A 15,342-nucleotide genomic window follows, 5' to 3' on the forward strand; every position below is an offset into this window, starting at 1 on the left:
CACCCACGAGCGCATCGTCCTCATAGCGACTCACTCGAACACCGCGCATCGTCATCGACGACGCTCGCTCGAGCGCACTGTCGGTTTTCACCAGCATGGGACCCCGGCCTTCTCACGACCTTTCCGCCTTGGTCCATCCTGCGTGACGAGGGGGATCATGCTCGCGTGCGCGAGCGGGATCCAGTTTTCGGCGGACGGGTGAGCGAGGGTTTCTGGCGGCTTCGGTACGACTCGCCTTCGATGACGAGGTCGTAGGCGTTGCTGGTGAAGCGATCGATCGCTGCCTGGGCGCGGACGGGGTCGGCGAAGACTGCGAGCCATTCGTCAGGGCCACGGTTCGAGGTGACGATGATCGAGCCGTGGCGGTGACGCTCGGTGAAGATTTCGTAGGCGTCGCGGCTCTCGGTCGCGTCCATCGCGTCGAGGCCGAAGTCGTCGAGGATCAGCACGTCGACGGCGAGGATCTTGCGCAGCTCGGCGTCGTAGGAGCCGTCGAGTCGAGCGTGGCGGAGGTTCTTGAGCAATCGATCACAGCGGTAGGCGAGGACACTGTATTGACGGCGGCAGGCGGCGTTGCCCAGGGCGTGCGCGAGGAAAGTCTTGCCGACACCGACGGGGCCGACGAGCGCGACGTGAGCGCGAGCCTCGACGAAACGCAGCGAGCAGAGCTCGGCCCACAGCTCTTGATCGAAGTGGACCCGAGTGGTGCTGTCCCATCCCTCGAGCTGGTGCTCGGGATCGAGACGCGCTTTCTGGCCGCGGAGCTGGGCGGAGATGCTGTCCCGGCGGCTGACCTCGTCGGTGAGCAGCGTCAGCAGGAAGTCCTGGTGAGGGACCTTCTGCTGGCGTGCGAGGGCGAGCCGCTCGGGCAGCGTCGATAGCAGGGGGCTGAGTTTGAGTCGCTTGAGGATGGCCTTAAGGTCATGTGAGATGGTATCGGTCATGACGGTTCTCCATGCTTGGTGTTGGCCGAGAGCGCGTAGATCTGCGCGGGTCGGAGGAATCTCGCCGGCGGTGTCGGCCGGTCGAGGGGGATGGGTTGGGGCTTCACGTCGCGCTCGACCATGGCGCGAAGGCGCTTCAGACTCAGCATGTCGGCCGCGAGTGCGATGCCGCAGCAGCGATCGACGACGGCGACGCCGTGGCGCTCGGCGAGGCCACGCACGCCGTGGACGGTGCGCATGCTGGTCCAAGGCAGCGGGCCGGACAGCAGTCGCCGTACGTACGCGCCGATGTTGGGGCCGAGCTCGTCGGCCTGCTTCTGCAAGAATTCGATATCACGCATCGCGTAGGCTCGTTTCTCCTTCGGGAAGTCCTCAGGGTTGATGCTGCGGCCGCCGGGCGGCAGCCGCCGACAGATCCGGATCAGCGTGCTCCGATCGTAGAAGCGGACGCTGCTGCGATCGACTCGAGCCTGCAGCGTGCGACCGATCAGCCGCGTGGGCATCGAGTACAGTGCGCGCTCGACCTGGACGAAGTGATCGCGCGCGACCTTCGGCGTGCACCACCGCGGCACGTCGTAGGGCTGCTCCGGCGCCGGCAGCAGCACCGGCGCCTCGACATTGAGAAAGTGCTCGCGCGGCATCCGACCGGTGGTGCTGTGGCGGTGCGCGCCGTATTCGTCCCGGCACCATCGCTCGGCACGCTCCCGTGCGGCCGCGAGGTCGCGGATCCGTTCACCGCCGAAGCAGTCGTCACGGACGTCGCGGACCGCTCGCTCGACTCGCGCCTTGTCCTGCGGCCTGCGCACCCGCGCGACGTCGATCACGAAGCCGCGTGCCTGCGCGTACTCGAGGAAGGCCTCGCACAGCCGCGGCTCGATCGGGTCGGCGCGCTGGACGATCGCCTTGAGGTTGTCGGGGATCAGCGTCCGGAAGACGCCGCCGTAGAACGCCCAGGCGGCCTCGCACGCTGCGATCACCTCCTCGACGGTCTCGCGCTCGATCGGATAGACGAAGCGGTAGCGCGACACGTTCGGCGAGAAGACGAGGACCTTGATCTTGCGCCGCACGCCGCTGCCGTCGGCTCGTACATCCCGACACTGCCGGGATCGCTCTGCAGCTCGTCGCCGGGCTTGCCATCGACGAGCGGCACCGTCGCCGCCTTCTTGCCGAAGCCGAGTTGCTGCGTGGCAAAGCGGTGCAGCGTCGCGTACGGCACGACGACTCCCTGCCGCTGCAGTAGCTTGCGGATCTTGGTCAGCCGCACGTCGTGCTGGAGATGCCCCTCGATGAAGGTCCGCTCGCGCTCGCATGCCCGCCACGCCTCGCCATGCTCGTGCGGCACCGGCTTCTTCAGCTCGGCGATCACGGCGTCCAGCCGCGCATCCGTCAGCTGCTCGCGGCCACCGCCGGCGACGACGCCGTGCGCCTCACCGACCTCGAGGTAGCGCCGCACGGTCTTCGGATCGAGACGCAACTGCGCGGCGATCCGCTTCTTGGCGACGCCGAGAAGCCTCAGCCTTAGAACTTCCTTGATCTCGATCATCGTGACCTCTCGGTACGCCATGGGCTCCTCGCGCCCGGCTTCCTCGCCGGACTCGGGAGCGGGGTACCCGCTCGGTCACGCAGGGGGGAAAGGTGGTGAGAAACTCAGCCCCCGGCAGGGGGGAAAGATGCTGAGAAACTCGGTCCCCAGAGGGGGGAAAGGTGGTGAGAAATTCGCCCCCGAAGGGGGGATTGCTGCTGAGAACTGACACGCACCGAGTTCTCGATCGATGCTCGCCCGCTCGGCCCGCCTCGAGCGCCTCGGGCTCTCGTTCGAGGCTCGATCGATCGCGTGAACGCCTCGCCTCCTACTCCTCGCGCCAGCGTCACGTATCACCCGATTTGCGGGCCTCGTGTACGACCTGTCGCGCCGCGCCCGAAGCCGGCGCGCGAGCCGACCCCGATGCATGACGAGCGCCGCGATGGGCTCCGAGCGCCGCGCTCGCTTCGGACAAAAGTCCGACGAGCTCGTGCGTCGCGCTCGCATCGGACACAAGTCCGGCGAACCCATGCGCTGCGATCGCAATACACCTCGCGGACATCAGTCCGCCGCGCGGCCAGCCACGCACCACCCGACCCGCACTCCTTGCAGCGACGTCATCCGGACATCAGTCCGCGAACCGACCGCGACATCGGTCCGCGATCGGACCCCATGCCCTCGCGCCGGCACGCATCGGGCCGCGCGCGCGGGCACCTGCTACTGTGAGCGCATGTTCGACGCGCAGCTCCGCGGCCCCGGCGTCACTGCCGCCCGGCTCGTCTCTGTCCTCGCGTTCCTGTCCCTCGGGGCATGTCAGCGCGTCCCCTACGACGACGACGACACCGCCAGCAACCAGGGCGGCGACGAGGGCGACACGGACACCGACGGCGGGGGCGACACGCAGCCGACCACGGGAGCGCCCGAGCCGCCGCCGGACCTCGTCCCGGTCTACGACTGTGAACCGTCCGGAACTCCCGCATGTCCCGAAGGACAGAAGTGCACCGCGGTCAGCGAGGGCGGCCTGCAGAACCACTTCAAGTGCGTACCCGACGACAGCGCGATCCTGCCGCTCGAGCCGTGCGTGCCTGCGCCCGAGAGCGGACAGGACGGGTGCGGCGCCGGCACCGTGTGTCTCTCGCCGACGCAGGACGATCCGACCTCCGGCCTGTGTTTCCCGATCTGCCGCAACGACATCGACTGCGACCCGGGCCTGTGCGTCACCAGTCCGTTCAGCGGCACGACCTACTGCGCGGACAGCTGTGACCCTCTCGTGGCCATCTGTCCGCCGAGCCTCGGCTGCCGCCAGGGCTCCGATCGATTCGTCTGCGAGATGCTGCTCGACATCGACATGGGCACCGAGGGCACCAATTGCTCGGAGTTCAACGGCCGCGGCTGCGCCCCCACGTACGTGTGCATGCCGGGGGCGCTGGTGCCGAATTGCGGCTCGAGCAGCTGCTGCACCTCGACCTGCGCCACGAACGAGGGCGACGCGCAGTGCGCGTCGCCCTCCCTGTGTGAACCGCTGTTTCCGAGCCCCGCGCCCGGGTTCGAGAGCATCGGGGCGTGTTTCGTGCCGGCTTAGCCCGTTCAGGGCTTGAGACAGGCGATCATCGAGACGATGAACTCGTCGACGAAGCTCTGCTCGTCCTTGCGCGGGAACGCCGGATGCGCCTCGCTGATGCGCCCCGACAGCAGCATCGTGCAGAGCCCGTGGAGCGACATCCAGATACGGAACGAGGCGAGCGACAGGTCGACGTCGCCGCGCCAGCAGCCGCGCTCCGCGCCCTCCTCCAGCCAGCCCTGGAACGTCTTGAGCGGGCGCAGCAGCAGGTCCACCTCCTCGGTGTTGTGCTGCGACCAATCGATCTGCTCGTTACCCATCATCACCGAGTACAGCCACTTGTGCGACTTGGCGAATTGCACATAGTTGCGGCCGGCGTTGACGAGGCGCTCGGCCGGGTCCTCGGTCGATGCTGCGGGCTCCAATACCTCGCTCTGCAGCAGTTCGGCCCCGTAGATCCGGATCTCGCGGAGGATCTTCGATTTACTCTCGAAGTGCTGATAGAGCGCCGTGGCGCTGACTCCGAGGCGGGCCGCGATGCCGCGCATCGTCAGTCCTTCTTCACCCCGCTCGCTCCCGATCTCGAGGCTGGTTTGGATGATTCCCTGTCGTAGGCCTGCTCGCTGAACACGTGACATTCCTCATGACTAGCAGGTTTTTTTGCCTGACGGAACCTTGGATTTCGCCGGAGGCGCAACTTGGAACAAGGTTCGTAACCCCCAAAAATGACGTTCAGCTAGAAAAATGCCAGCCTCGGGGGATGGCTGATTTCCGCTGTTTTGTCGCCAGGTTATTCGATATTACACGACATGTCAGGCGAACCCTGATGACCCGGTCCCGGCCGCGTCCTCAGTGAGATCTCGCCACCCCCTTCAGAGAGCGCCCGAGGGCGCCGGAAAGAGTTCCCCGCGTGGCCACTTTCGACCCCGAGCTCCGACTCGTCCTCTCGCTCGCCCGCGAGGCCGGCGCCATCGCCCTGGCCTATCAGACAGGTGGTGCCGACGTCATGCAGGCCCAGGACAAGCCTGACGACGCTGGCCCGGTCACTCGTGCGGACACCGAGATCAACGCGCGCCTGGTCGCTGCGCTTCGCGCGGCCTTCCCTGGCGACGCGGTCGTCGCCGAGGAGTCCGCCGACGACGCCGCCGCAGCCGCCGACGTCTCGCGCTGCTGGTACGTCGACCCGATCGACGGCACCGCCGAGTACGCCCGCGGCGAGAGCTGCTGGGCGATCCAGATCGGCCTCTGCATCGGCGGCGAACCCGTCCTCGGCGTGGTCTACGAGGCCGGCGCGGCGCGCCTCTCGTGGGGCATCTGCACGCCCGATCGGCGCGAGGCGTTCGTCCTCGACGACAGCGGCGCGGCCACCCCGCTGCGTGCCAGCGGTCGCTCGCTCGCCGAGCTACGCCTCGTCAGCAGCCTGAGTCACGCCTCCCCGAAGACCCTCGAGGTCATGCAGGTGCTCGGCATCCCGCCGGAGCGCAACCTCCGACTCGGCTCAGTCGGCGTGAAGGTGGGCACCATCGCCCGCGGCGAGGCCGACCTTTACGTCCACCCGCGCAGCGGCACCAAGCTGTGGGACACCTGCGCGCCGTGGGCCCTGCTACGCGCCGTCGGCGGCGTCATCACCGACCTGTGGGGCCATCCACTGATCTACGACCCGCGTCGGCTCGGCCACGACAATGGTTTGGTCGCCTCGCACGGCGCGCACCACGACGACATCCTCGCGGCCATCCGTCCGCTCGTCGACGCCTGGTACCGCTCGCCACTCGCATGACCTTGCGGACAGGTGTCCTGGCACATGTTCTAGCGGACATGTGTCCTCGAGCCTGTCCTTGCGGGCATGCCCGCAGGCGCCGACCTCAGCGCGACTTTGCGATCACCACGATCGCCGCGATCACCGCGGCCACCAGCAGGACCGTCAGCACGATCTTGACCACGCTCCACGGCCGCTCGCCCGCGACCTCGCCGGTGCGGGCGTTGACGATGAAGCGGAACACCTTCTCCTTGTAGCGGAAGCTCGAGATCCACAGCGGCAGGAGCACGTGCTTGCACTTCACGTCCGCGTGGCGGACCTGCATCGACAGGATCTGCTGCACGTCGCCGCCGATGTCGCTGCGGATGGCCGAACGGATGTCCGGCTGCATGCGCTCGTCGGCGACCTGGAACCCGTCCTCGAGCCCGATCCGGTAGCGCTCGGCGATGAAGCCGCTGAGGTAGCCGGCCTCGAAGCCGCGCAGGTTGTGGAGGTCCCACGGCTCGAGCTTCTCGATCAGCGGCCGCGGCAGCGACTGCGACCCGCACACCAGCACGTCGTCGAAGCCGACGTGGACCGTCCCGCTCGCCGGGCGCCAGCGCGTCTTCTGCACCTGCCGCGTCTGCCGGTTGCCCTGCGCGTCGGTGTACGACTCGGTCACGTAGTAGTGATCGCCGCGCAGCCCCTTGTAGCGCGTCGTCGTCTGCGAGTCGTAGGTCCAGTACGGCAGGTAGACCCCGTCGATCCCGTGGACCTGCGCCAGCCGCTTCAGGTCGTTCGGCGCGAACCACAGCTTGCGGACCCACTGCTGGAACGCCTCGCGGGCCTTCGGCCCGTCGATGCCGAACGGCAGCAGCGACTCCGGCGGCACGATCTCGCCGAGCTCCTTCACGTCCATCACCACCGGCGCGCCACAGAACGCGCAACGACCGGCCTGTCCGGCCAGCATCGCCTGCGCGCCGCAGCCCTCGCACTGGACGCTGTGGCTGCCCAGAGTCGACGCCGGCGCGCGGGCGATCCGCTGCAACATGGTCTCGAAGTCATGTTCGAGGATCGATCGCTCGCCCTGGATCGCCTGCGTGTGACCGCAATGGTTGCAGCGCAGCTGGTCCGAGCCGGGCGAGTACTCGAGGGCCGAGCCGCACTGCTCGCAGGGGAACGTCAGCTTGCCCTCACCGAGGGCCACGTTGGTTTCGGGGTCGCGCTCGGCCATCCGGCGCGAGTGTACCCGAGCGCCCGGGTCGCTTGCGACGGACCGCACCGCACCGCTCGGCGGTGCGCTATCGTGCCTCCATGACCCGCCTCCGGCAGGCCCTTGCCTCGCTCGCGCTGCTCGTGCCTGCGGCCTCCGCCCGCGCCGCCGAGACCGTCCAGGAGCTCAAGGGACAGGTCCCGATGGACAGCCTCGACCACTTCTTCGTCGCCTTCGACGTCCCGGCCGGCACGCGCGAGATCGAGATCGCCCACGACGACCTCTCGGACGACAACATCCTCGACTGGGGCCTCGTCGACCCGCAGGGTGTGTTCCGCGGCTGGGGCGGCGGCAACGACGAGAACGCAGTCGTCGGCGAGGCCGCCGCCTCGCGCTCCTACGTCCCCGGCCCGATCGCCGCCGGCACGTGGAGCGTCGTCGTCGGCAAGGCCAAGCTCGCCGCGCCGCCCGGCGAGTACCTGATCACCATCACCCTGCGCGACGCCCCGACCTTGCCGGCCCAGCCCGAGCGCGCGCCCTATCAGCCGGTCACGCTCGGCGGCGGCCCGCGCTGGTACGCCGGCGACTTCCACGTCCACTCGCGCGAGAGCGGCGACGCCTCGCCGACCCTCGACGCCATCGCCGAGTTCGCGCGCGGCCGCGGCCTCGACTTCGTGGTCGTCACCGACCACAACACCACCTCGCACCTCGACTTCTTCGCCGACGCCCAGGCCCGTCACCCTGACCTCCTGTTCGTCCCCGGCTGCGAGTTCACCACCTACGCCGGCCACATGAACGCCATCGGCGCGACCGCCTGGGTCGACCACAAGCTCGGCCAGCCCGGCGTCAGCATCACCGCCGCGGCCGACGCCTACGACCTGCAGGGCGCCGTGCTCAGCGCCAATCACCCCGCCCTCGCGCTCGGCGATCTGTGCATCGGCTGCGCCTGGCAGCTCGACCTCGACCCTGCCCGCCTCGGCGCCGTCGAGATCGCGACCGGCGGCCTCGACAAGGCCGGCATGTTCTTCACCGACGACGCCATGCGCTTCTGGGACGACCTGTGCGACCAGGGCCATCGCCCGGCCCCGATCGGCGGCAGCGACGATCACAAGGCCGGCCTCGACCTCGGCGGCTTCGACAGCCCGATCGGCGACCCCACCACCCTCGTGTACGCCGACTCCCTCGGCGTCGACGCGATCCTCGCCGGACTCCGCGCCGGCCGCACCGTCGTCAAGCTGCAGGGCCCGGCCGATCCGATGCTCGAGCTGTCCTCCGGGACACACGTCCCCGGGGACAGCCTCGAAGCGAGCCAGGCCGTCGTCAGCGTGCGGGTCGCCGGCGCCCCTGCGGGCGCGAGCGTCCGTCTGGTCCGCGACCGCAAGCCCCTGGAGGCGGTGCCCGTCGCCGGCGACCCTTTCACCCACGAATTCCTCGTCGAGCCGCCCGCCGCCGGCTACACGCGCGTCCGCGCCGAGGTCCTCGTCGACGGCAAGCCGCGCACCGTCACCAACCACCTGTGGATCGCCGCGCCGCCGGCCGAAGCCCCAACCACCGGCCCCGAGACCACCGGCGACCCGACCACCGGCCCCGAGCCCACCACGAACACCGGCAGCTCCGAGCCCGGCACCGCCAGCGACTCGGCCGGCGCGAGCCCGCCCGAGACCGGCTGCGGCTGCCGCAACGACGGCCCGCTCTCACCTGTCCTCGCGGCCAGCCTGCTCGCGCTCCGCCGCCGCCGCCGCTGACGCTCCACAGACCAAACGAGCATCTCAAGACATGTCCTTCAGGGCATGTCCTTTCAATCACACTTAGCACCCGCCCGTCACACCGCCCGCAGCACGTAGAACGAGTACCCGTAGTCCTCGGCGTGCGCGCGGAACATCGCCACCTCCGCCTCCGTCTCGCGGATGGCCGCTCGCATCGCAGCGTCCGCCGTCTCACGGACCTCGTCCACCCGGCGCAGGCGCGGCCCGTAGTAGTTGTCCCACCACGCTCGCGCCGGCAGCCGATGCACGCTCAGCACCGCGAACCCTGCCTCACGCGCCCGCGCGGCGTTCGTCGCCTCGGTCCCCATCGTCGGATAACCGGCCGCCCAGTACTCGCGCGCCGCCGCGGCCGGCGTCTCGGTCCACCAGCTCGCCTCCGAGATCACCGCGACCCCGCCCTGCGCCACCAGCGGTCGCCAGCGCTGCACCGCGCCCGCGAACGTCAGGTGGTACGCAGCCCCCTCCGACCACAGCAAGTCGATCGATCCCGCCGGCCAGTCGAGCGCTGCGAAGTCGGCCTCCACCGCGCGCACGAGCGACGCGAGCCCGCGCTCGTGCGCCCGCGCCTCGAGCTGGTCGAGGAACGCCCGCAGGCCATCGACCGCGATCACCGGCACCCCGAACGTCTCCGCCAGGAGCAGCGCCCCGGCCCCCGCGCCGCAGCCGAGGTCGGCGATCCGCGGCGCCTCCGGCAGCGCCGGCAAGCCCGCCAGGATCTCCCGGCTGAACTGCGGGTCTCCCGGCCCCATGCGCTCGAGCCCGCGGTGCAGCTCGATGAGCGCGGCCATCATCTCGTCTGGTGTCGGCTCGTCGGCCATGCCGCCACGATACCACCCTTCACCGCCGTCGTCCCGCCAGCGACCGGCCGTCTCATCGCCTGTCTCTTCCATCATGTCCCTTCGGACATGCCCATCCTCCCGCCGCTCCGCCCCGCGGTGTATGCTCGCGCGCATGTCCACGGACCGCCGGATCTCGACCCAGACACACGGCCACGTGCGGATGATCGGCCTCGACCGCGCCGCCAAGCGCAACGCCTTCGACCTCGCCATGCTGCGGCAGCTGGCGGAGGCCTTCACCGAATTCGAGGACGATCCGCAGCTGCGCTGCGCCGTCGTGTTCGCCCACGGCGATCACTTCACCGCCGGCCTCGACCTCGCCGAGGTCGGCCCCGCCGTCGCGCGCGGCGAGCCGCTGTTCCCCGAGGGCGCAGTCGATCCGCTCGGCCTCCACGGCCGCGTCCGCAGCAAGCCGGTCGTGCTGGCCGTCCAGGGCTTCTGCCTGACCCTCGGCATCGAGTTGATGCTGGCCGCCGACATCCGGATCGCCGCCAGCGACGCGCGCTTCGGCCAGATCGAGATCCGGCGCGGGATCTTCCCGTTCGGCGGGGCGACCTTGCGGCTGCCGCAGGTCGCCGGGTGGGGCAACGCGATGCGCTGGCTCCTCACCGGCGACATGTTCGACGCCGCCGAGGCGCTGCGGATCGGCCTCGCGCAGGAAGTGGTCGAGCCCGGCAAGCAGGTCGAGCGGGCCGCCGAGATCGCGGCCACGATCGCCGCCCAGGCCCCGCTCGGCGTGCGGGCCACCCTCGCCACCGCCCGCACCACCGTGGAGCGCGGCCCCGAGGCCGCCCTCGCCGGCATGATGGCCGAGGTCCGCGCGATCATGGGCTCGGACGACGCGCGTGAGGGCATGCAGTCGTTCGTCGAGCGCCGGGCGGCGAAGTTCACCGGCGCCTGACCTTTGGGCCAGGCCCCGCGGTGAGTCCGCGCAGGACGCCCGTCCGCCGCCGCGCCGGTTCGTGGCGACCCGCGAGGACGGGGTTATACTCGCGCGGCACGGCGCGGCGACCGCGCCACGAAGGAGACAGCGATGAAGATCGACCTGGAGAAGTTCCTCGCGGCCACCATGCTGCTCGCCACTGCCACCACCCCGGCCTGCGGCAGCAAGGACGCCAAGAAAGTCGAGACCAAGGCCGACACCAAGACCGCGGCCCCGCCGCCCGCTCAACCCCAGCCGACGCCGGCGCCGGTCGCCGCTCCGCCCGCCGCGCCCGAGGCTGCCCCGCCGGCGACCCCGCCCGCGCCCGACGCCGCCGACAAGCCCTCCGGCGCCGCCAAGCCCGACCCGGGCCCCGAGGAAGAGAAGCCGTCCTGGTGACCTTTCGGGCATGTCCTCTGCGACATGCCCCATCGAACCTGACCTTTTTGCCATGCCCCGAGAGCCATCCGCGCTCTCGGGGTATTGCTATCTGTCCCGCAGGCCATGTCCCGCGGGACAGCGGCTTAGATCCGCGTCTCGCTGCTCGCCAGGCGCTTCTTGCCGAGCATCCCCGCGGCGTCGAACCACTCGTAGATGTCGCGCACGCTGTCCGCGAACGGCCGGACCGTGTAGCCGAGCGCGCGCTCGGCCTTGCCGTGGTCGAAGCGCGCGCGCGTGGCCAGCACCGACAGCGACTCGTGGGTGTAGAGCGGCTCCTGCCGCATCACCGCGCCGGCGACCCCGAACAGCGGCACCCCGACGCGCGCGAACCAGATCGGCGCCACCAGCCGCGGCGGCTTCACGCCGGTGATCGCCTCGGCGATAGCTCCGATGTCGCGCACGTGCACCGTGTGCCCCGTCAGCAGGTAGTTCTCGCCGTTCTCGCCGCGGGCCTGCGCGGCCAGCATCCCGGCCACCACGTCGCGCACGTCGACGAAGTCGAACGCCCCGTCGATCAGGCTCGGCAGCGACCGCCGGTACAGCTGCAGGAACATCCGGCCCATGCGCGACGGTCCGAAGTCGTACGGCCCGATCACGCCCGAGGGATGCACGATCACAGCGTCGAGGCCGCGACCCATCACCTCGCGGAGCGCCCGCTCGCCGGCCGCCTTCGAGCGGTCGTAGGCGAAGTGGCTCGGCTCGTCGGGCACCCGCGGCCAGCGCTCGTCGACCTCCACGCCGCTCGTGCCCTCGCGGTAGAGGTCGAACGCGTGGACCGAGCTGCAGTGGACCAGCCGGCGCACGCCCGCGGCCAGCGCCGCCTCGGCGATCGAGCGCACGCCGTCGACGTTGACCGCGCGCACCAGCCCCCGCGGGTCGCCCGAGATCGAGATCTGGGCCGCGAGGTGATACACGACGTCGACTCCCGCGGTCGCGCGGCGCGCCGCGTCCGGATCGCGCACGTCGCCGGTGACGCGTTCGACGTCGAGCCCCGCGAGCGCGCGCTGGGAATTGCGGACGAGCACGCGGACGCGCTCGCCGCGAGACAGCAACGTACGGACTAGATTCGCGCCGATGTGACCCGCGGCGCCGGTGACGAGGACGGTCATGCGATCGGCGGGATGATACAGGCGCGCGGCATTGCGCCTCAAGCCCGACACGACAGCGCAGCACCGTCGGGATAACCTGGACCCGCAGATGTCGCGCGCCGGCGGTGATCCCACCCCGCGGTCCTCCGGGCCGGACCCCGATCTCACGCTTGTCGGCGACCCTCCTCCGCGGCCGGATTTCGCCACCGACGAGACTCTGGCCGGAGATCTGTCGCCCCGCCCGCGGCCCCCCGCGAGCCCGCCGATCCCGCCGCTGGCCCTCGACCGCTCCTCGCTGTCGCAGCGCGAGCGCGCGCTTCAGCTCACCCGCTACGTCCTCATGCGTCGCCTCGGCGCCGGCGGCATGGGTGTCGTCTACCTCGCCTACGACCCCAGCCTCGATCGCAAGGTAGCGATCAAGCTGCTGCGCGTGGCCCCCGGCGACGGCCCGGCCCAGGCCGCGCACGCCCGCCTGCTGCGCGAGGCCCAGGCGCTGGCCCGGCTGTCGCACGGCAACGTCGTCGCGGTCCACGACGTCGGCAGCTACGACGCCGACGCCCTCACCACCATGCGGATCGGCCCACACCGCACGGAACCTGTCCCGAAGGACAGGATACCGCAGGCCGCCGGCGTGTTCCTGGTGATGGAGTACGTCCCCGGCATCACCCTCGCCCAGTGGCTCGACGACCGCGTCCGCGGCGTGCGCGAGGTCCTCGACGTGTTCCTCGCCGCCGGCCGCGGCCTGGTCGCCGCCCACGCCGTCGGCATCATCCACCGCGACTTCAAGCCCGGCAACGTCCTGGTCGGAGAGACAGGTCGGATCTGCGTGTTCGACTTCGGCCTGGCGCGGCCCGCCGGCGAGGTCGAGCCGACGAGCCCCGCTGCTGCGCCCGACCCCGGCGCCCCGATCGATCCGCTGTCCTCGTCGCTGGTGTCCGGCCCGCTCACCCGCGTCGGCACCCTCGTCGGCACGCCGGCCTACATGGCCCCGGAGCAGCGGGGCGGCGCCGCGATCGACGAGCGCGCCGATCAGTTCAGCTTCTGCGTCGCGCTCTACGAGGGCCTGTACGGCAACCGCCCGTTCAGCGGCGACAACCTGTTCGCGCTCGAGGCGGCCAAGGCCCGCGGCCGCGTCGATCCGCCGCGGCGCCCCGCCAAGGTCCCGCCGGCGATCCACCGCGCCATCCTCCGCGGCCTCTCGGCTGAACCCGGGGACAGGTGGCCGTCGATGCAGGCGCTGCTCGACGCGCTCGAGCGGACGCTGCGGCGCGATCGCAGGCGCTGGGCCCTCGCCGGCGGCGGCGCGCTGCTCGTCGGCGGCGCCGTCGCCTTCGCTCTCGCCGGTGAAGCGCCCGCGCTGTGCACCGGGGCCGCCGAGGCGCTCGCGCCGACGTGGAACCCCGAGCGCCGCGCCGCCCTCGACGCCGCCTTCGCGGCCACCGGCCTGCCCTACGCCCCCGACGCGGCCGCGCGCGCCGGCGCGCGCGTCGACGCCTGGGCCGAGGCGTGGATCGCCGGCCACACCGACGCGTGCGCGGCGGCCAACATCCGCGGCGAACAATCACATGACCTTTTGGACAGGCGCATGCACTGCCTCGAGGATCGCCGCCACGAGCTCGACGCCCTGCTCGGCGTGCTCGCCGGGGCCGACGCCGACGCAGTCGCGCACGCCCACGACGCCGTCGAGGCCTTGCCGCCCCCGGCCCGCTGCGCCGACCTCGACGCCCTGCGCGCCGACGTCGCCCCGCCCGCGCCCGCGCTCGTCGAAGCGGTGCAGGGCCTGCGCGACCAGCTCTCGCTCGCCAGCGCCGAGGCTGCGACGGGCCACCCGGGCGCCGGTCTCAACCTGCTCGAGGCCGCCGAGCAGCGCTCGCGCGACCTCGGCTATCGACCGCTGCGCGCCGAGGTGCTGGCGCAGCTCGCCGACCAGCTGTTCGTCGCCAGCAAGTACGACGACTGCGTCCGCGTCTACGGCGAGGCCTACTGGGAGGCGCTCGCCGCCGGTCACGATCGCCTGGCCTTCGAGACAGCCAGCGGCTTCGCCGGCCGCCTGGCGCAGACCCTCGGCCACCCCGACGACGCCCAGCCGTGGCTGCGCCACGCCGAGGCCCTGCACGAGCGCCTCGGTCGCCCGCCCCGCCTCGGCGGTGACCTCGAGTTCCGCCGCGGCCAGATCGCCGAGGCCCGCCGCGAGTACGGCACCGCCATCGACCACTACCGCCGCTCGCTCGCCGACCTGCCCGAGCGCTCGGTCCCCTCCGTCACCACCCGCCAGAACCTCGCCAACGTCCACCTCAGCCTCGGTCAGCTCGAGCCGGCGCAGATCATCTTCGAGGACCTGCTGGCCCTGCGCCGCGACATCTACGGCGAGGGTCACCCGAACAACGCCTTCTCGCTGGCCGACCTCGGCAACGTCGCCACCCTGCGCGGCGACTTCGACACCGCCGAGAAGCACCAGCGCGCCGCCCTGACGATCCTCCGCGCCGCCCTGCCGCCGCGCCACGAGCGGCTCGCGTACCCGCTGTCGGCGCTGGCCGACATCGCCGCCCAGCGCGGCGACTTCGGCGAGGCCCTCGACGCCTACGAGGAGGCGCGGGCGATCTGGGAGCACAACTTCGGCCCGCTGAGCACCCGCGTGGCCGCCATGCTCGAGCGCCTCGCTTCGGTCCAGCAGGTGCGCGGCGAGCTCGGTCTGGCCGAGCAGCACGCCACCCGCGCGCTCGCCATCTGGAGCGCCGCGCAGAGCCCCGACCCCCAGGGCATCGTGCTGGCCCACCTCGCCCTGGCGCAGATCGAGCTCGCCCGCGACAACTACGCCGCCGCCCGCGACCACACCGACAAGGCCTTGCCCCTGTCCGTCTCGGTGCTCGGCGAAGACAACCTCTATACCGCCGTCAGCCGGGCGATCCGGGGGGTCGCGCTCGCGGGCCTCGGCGATCTGTCGGCGGCCGAGCGCGAGGCCGACGCCGCAGTCGCGGCGATCGAGCGCAACTACGGCGGCGACTCGCTGTGGATGTCCGAGGTCCTGACCCCTCGCGCCAAGGTGCGGCAGTCGCAAGGTCGCCTCGACGACGCGCGCCGCGACCTCGAGCGCAGCATTTCCTTGCTCGATCCGCGCAACGCCCCCATCCAGCGCGCCCAGGCCGAATTCCAGCTCGCACAGGTCCTCTGGGACTCTCGCGGAGATCGCGCACAGGCACGTGCCCTCGCTGTTTCGGCGCAGACCCTATTCCGGAAGGCAGGGGCGAAGCACTACCGGGCCGAGGTCGACGCCTGGCTCGAGCGTCACCCGGCCTGATCTTCGCATGTCCTTT

Annotated in this window: 13 protein-coding genes; 6 read left to right on the top strand and 7 right to left on the bottom strand. The window is 71.1% G+C overall.

All coding sequences use genetic code 11. From position 1 onward, the window contains the following. Positions 1 to 155: 155 nt before the first annotated feature. From istB to OV090_RS29865, 3 genes are read right to left on the bottom strand one after another with little or no spacing between them, the layout of a single operon-like run. Positions 156 to 944: an IS21-like element helper ATPase IstB gene (gene istB / locus OV090_RS29855; RefSeq protein WP_267702520.1), complete on the bottom strand. Its 789-nt coding sequence runs from the start codon at positions 942 to 944 to the stop codon at positions 156 to 158. Beyond that, positions 941 to 2,011 (bottom strand): integrase core domain-containing protein, encoded by a 1,071-nt coding sequence (locus OV090_RS29860; protein ID WP_267702519.1) that lies wholly within the window; start codon positions 2,009 to 2,011, stop codon positions 941 to 943. The genes istB and OV090_RS29860 overlap by 4 nt, the downstream gene beginning before the upstream one ends. Further along, positions 1,918 to 2,487, bottom strand: coding sequence for a hypothetical protein (locus OV090_RS29865; protein ID WP_267702518.1), 570 nt, complete (start codon positions 2,485 to 2,487; stop codon positions 1,918 to 1,920). The genes OV090_RS29860 and OV090_RS29865 overlap by 94 nt, the downstream gene beginning before the upstream one ends. A 709-nt stretch (positions 2,488 to 3,196) precedes the next feature. Between OV090_RS29865 and OV090_RS29870 the strand changes: the two genes are divergently transcribed. Next, the gene (locus tag OV090_RS29870; RefSeq protein WP_267708040.1) at positions 3,197 to 4,048 is read left to right on the top strand and encodes a hypothetical protein; all 852 of its coding nucleotides are present in this window, start codon (positions 3,197 to 3,199) and stop codon (positions 4,046 to 4,048) included. A gap of 5 nt (positions 4,049 to 4,053) precedes the next feature. Here OV090_RS29870 and OV090_RS29875 read toward each other — a convergent pair whose 3' ends face one another. Continuing rightward, positions 4,054 to 4,665, bottom strand: coding sequence for a TetR/AcrR family transcriptional regulator (locus tag OV090_RS29875; protein ID WP_267708041.1), 612 nt, complete (start codon positions 4,663 to 4,665; stop codon positions 4,054 to 4,056). Between the two features lie 272 nt (positions 4,666 to 4,937). On the opposite strand from OV090_RS29875, the gene OV090_RS29880 reads away from it, so the two are divergent. Further along, complete coding sequence (locus OV090_RS29880; RefSeq protein WP_267708042.1) at positions 4,938 to 5,804, top strand: inositol monophosphatase family protein; 867 nt, start codon at positions 4,938 to 4,940, stop codon at positions 5,802 to 5,804. Positions 5,805 to 5,889: 85 nt separating this feature from the next. Here the strand turns inward: OV090_RS29880 and OV090_RS29885 are convergent, their stop codons facing one another. Then, a complete protein-coding gene (locus tag OV090_RS29885) occupies positions 5,890 to 6,996 on the bottom strand; it encodes a hypothetical protein (protein WP_267708043.1) in 1,107 nt (368 codons plus the stop codon). Between the two features lie 80 nt (positions 6,997 to 7,076). Between OV090_RS29885 and OV090_RS29890 the strand changes: the two genes are divergently transcribed. Next, on the top strand, positions 7,077 to 8,720 hold the full coding sequence (locus OV090_RS29890) for a CehA/McbA family metallohydrolase (RefSeq protein WP_267708044.1): 1,644 nt from the start codon (positions 7,077 to 7,079) through the stop codon (positions 8,718 to 8,720). A gap of 77 nt (positions 8,721 to 8,797) precedes the next feature. Here OV090_RS29890 and OV090_RS29895 read toward each other — a convergent pair whose 3' ends face one another. Next, positions 8,798 to 9,559, bottom strand: coding sequence for a class I SAM-dependent methyltransferase (locus tag OV090_RS29895; RefSeq protein ID WP_267708045.1), 762 nt, complete (start codon positions 9,557 to 9,559; stop codon positions 8,798 to 8,800). A gap of 133 nt (positions 9,560 to 9,692) precedes the next feature. Between OV090_RS29895 and OV090_RS29900 the strand changes: the two genes are divergently transcribed. Both OV090_RS29900 and OV090_RS29905 read left to right on the top strand, forming a co-directional pair. Beyond that, entirely contained in the window at positions 9,693 to 10,478 is a 786-nt protein-coding gene (locus tag OV090_RS29900; RefSeq protein WP_267708046.1) for a crotonase/enoyl-CoA hydratase family protein, read from the top strand. A gap of 132 nt (positions 10,479 to 10,610) precedes the next feature. Next, positions 10,611 to 10,898 (top strand): hypothetical protein, encoded by a 288-nt coding sequence (locus OV090_RS29905; protein WP_267708048.1) that lies wholly within the window; start codon positions 10,611 to 10,613, stop codon positions 10,896 to 10,898. A gap of 125 nt (positions 10,899 to 11,023) precedes the next feature. On the opposite strand, the gene OV090_RS29910 is transcribed toward OV090_RS29905, so the two are convergent. Continuing rightward, the gene (locus tag OV090_RS29910) at positions 11,024 to 12,049 is read right to left on the bottom strand and encodes an NAD-dependent epimerase/dehydratase family protein (RefSeq protein ID WP_267708050.1); all 1,026 of its coding nucleotides are present in this window, start codon (positions 12,047 to 12,049) and stop codon (positions 11,024 to 11,026) included. Between the two features lie 88 nt (positions 12,050 to 12,137). On the opposite strand from OV090_RS29910, the gene OV090_RS29915 reads away from it, so the two are divergent. Next, the gene (locus OV090_RS29915; protein WP_267708051.1) at positions 12,138 to 15,326 is read left to right on the top strand and encodes a serine/threonine-protein kinase; all 3,189 of its coding nucleotides are present in this window, start codon (positions 12,138 to 12,140) and stop codon (positions 15,324 to 15,326) included. Positions 15,327 to 15,342 lie beyond the last annotated feature (16 nt).

Origin of the sequence: Nannocystis sp. RBIL2, from assembly GCF_026626745.1 — a bacterium.
Lineage (GTDB): Bacteria > Myxococcota_A > Polyangia > Nannocystales > Nannocystaceae > Nannocystis.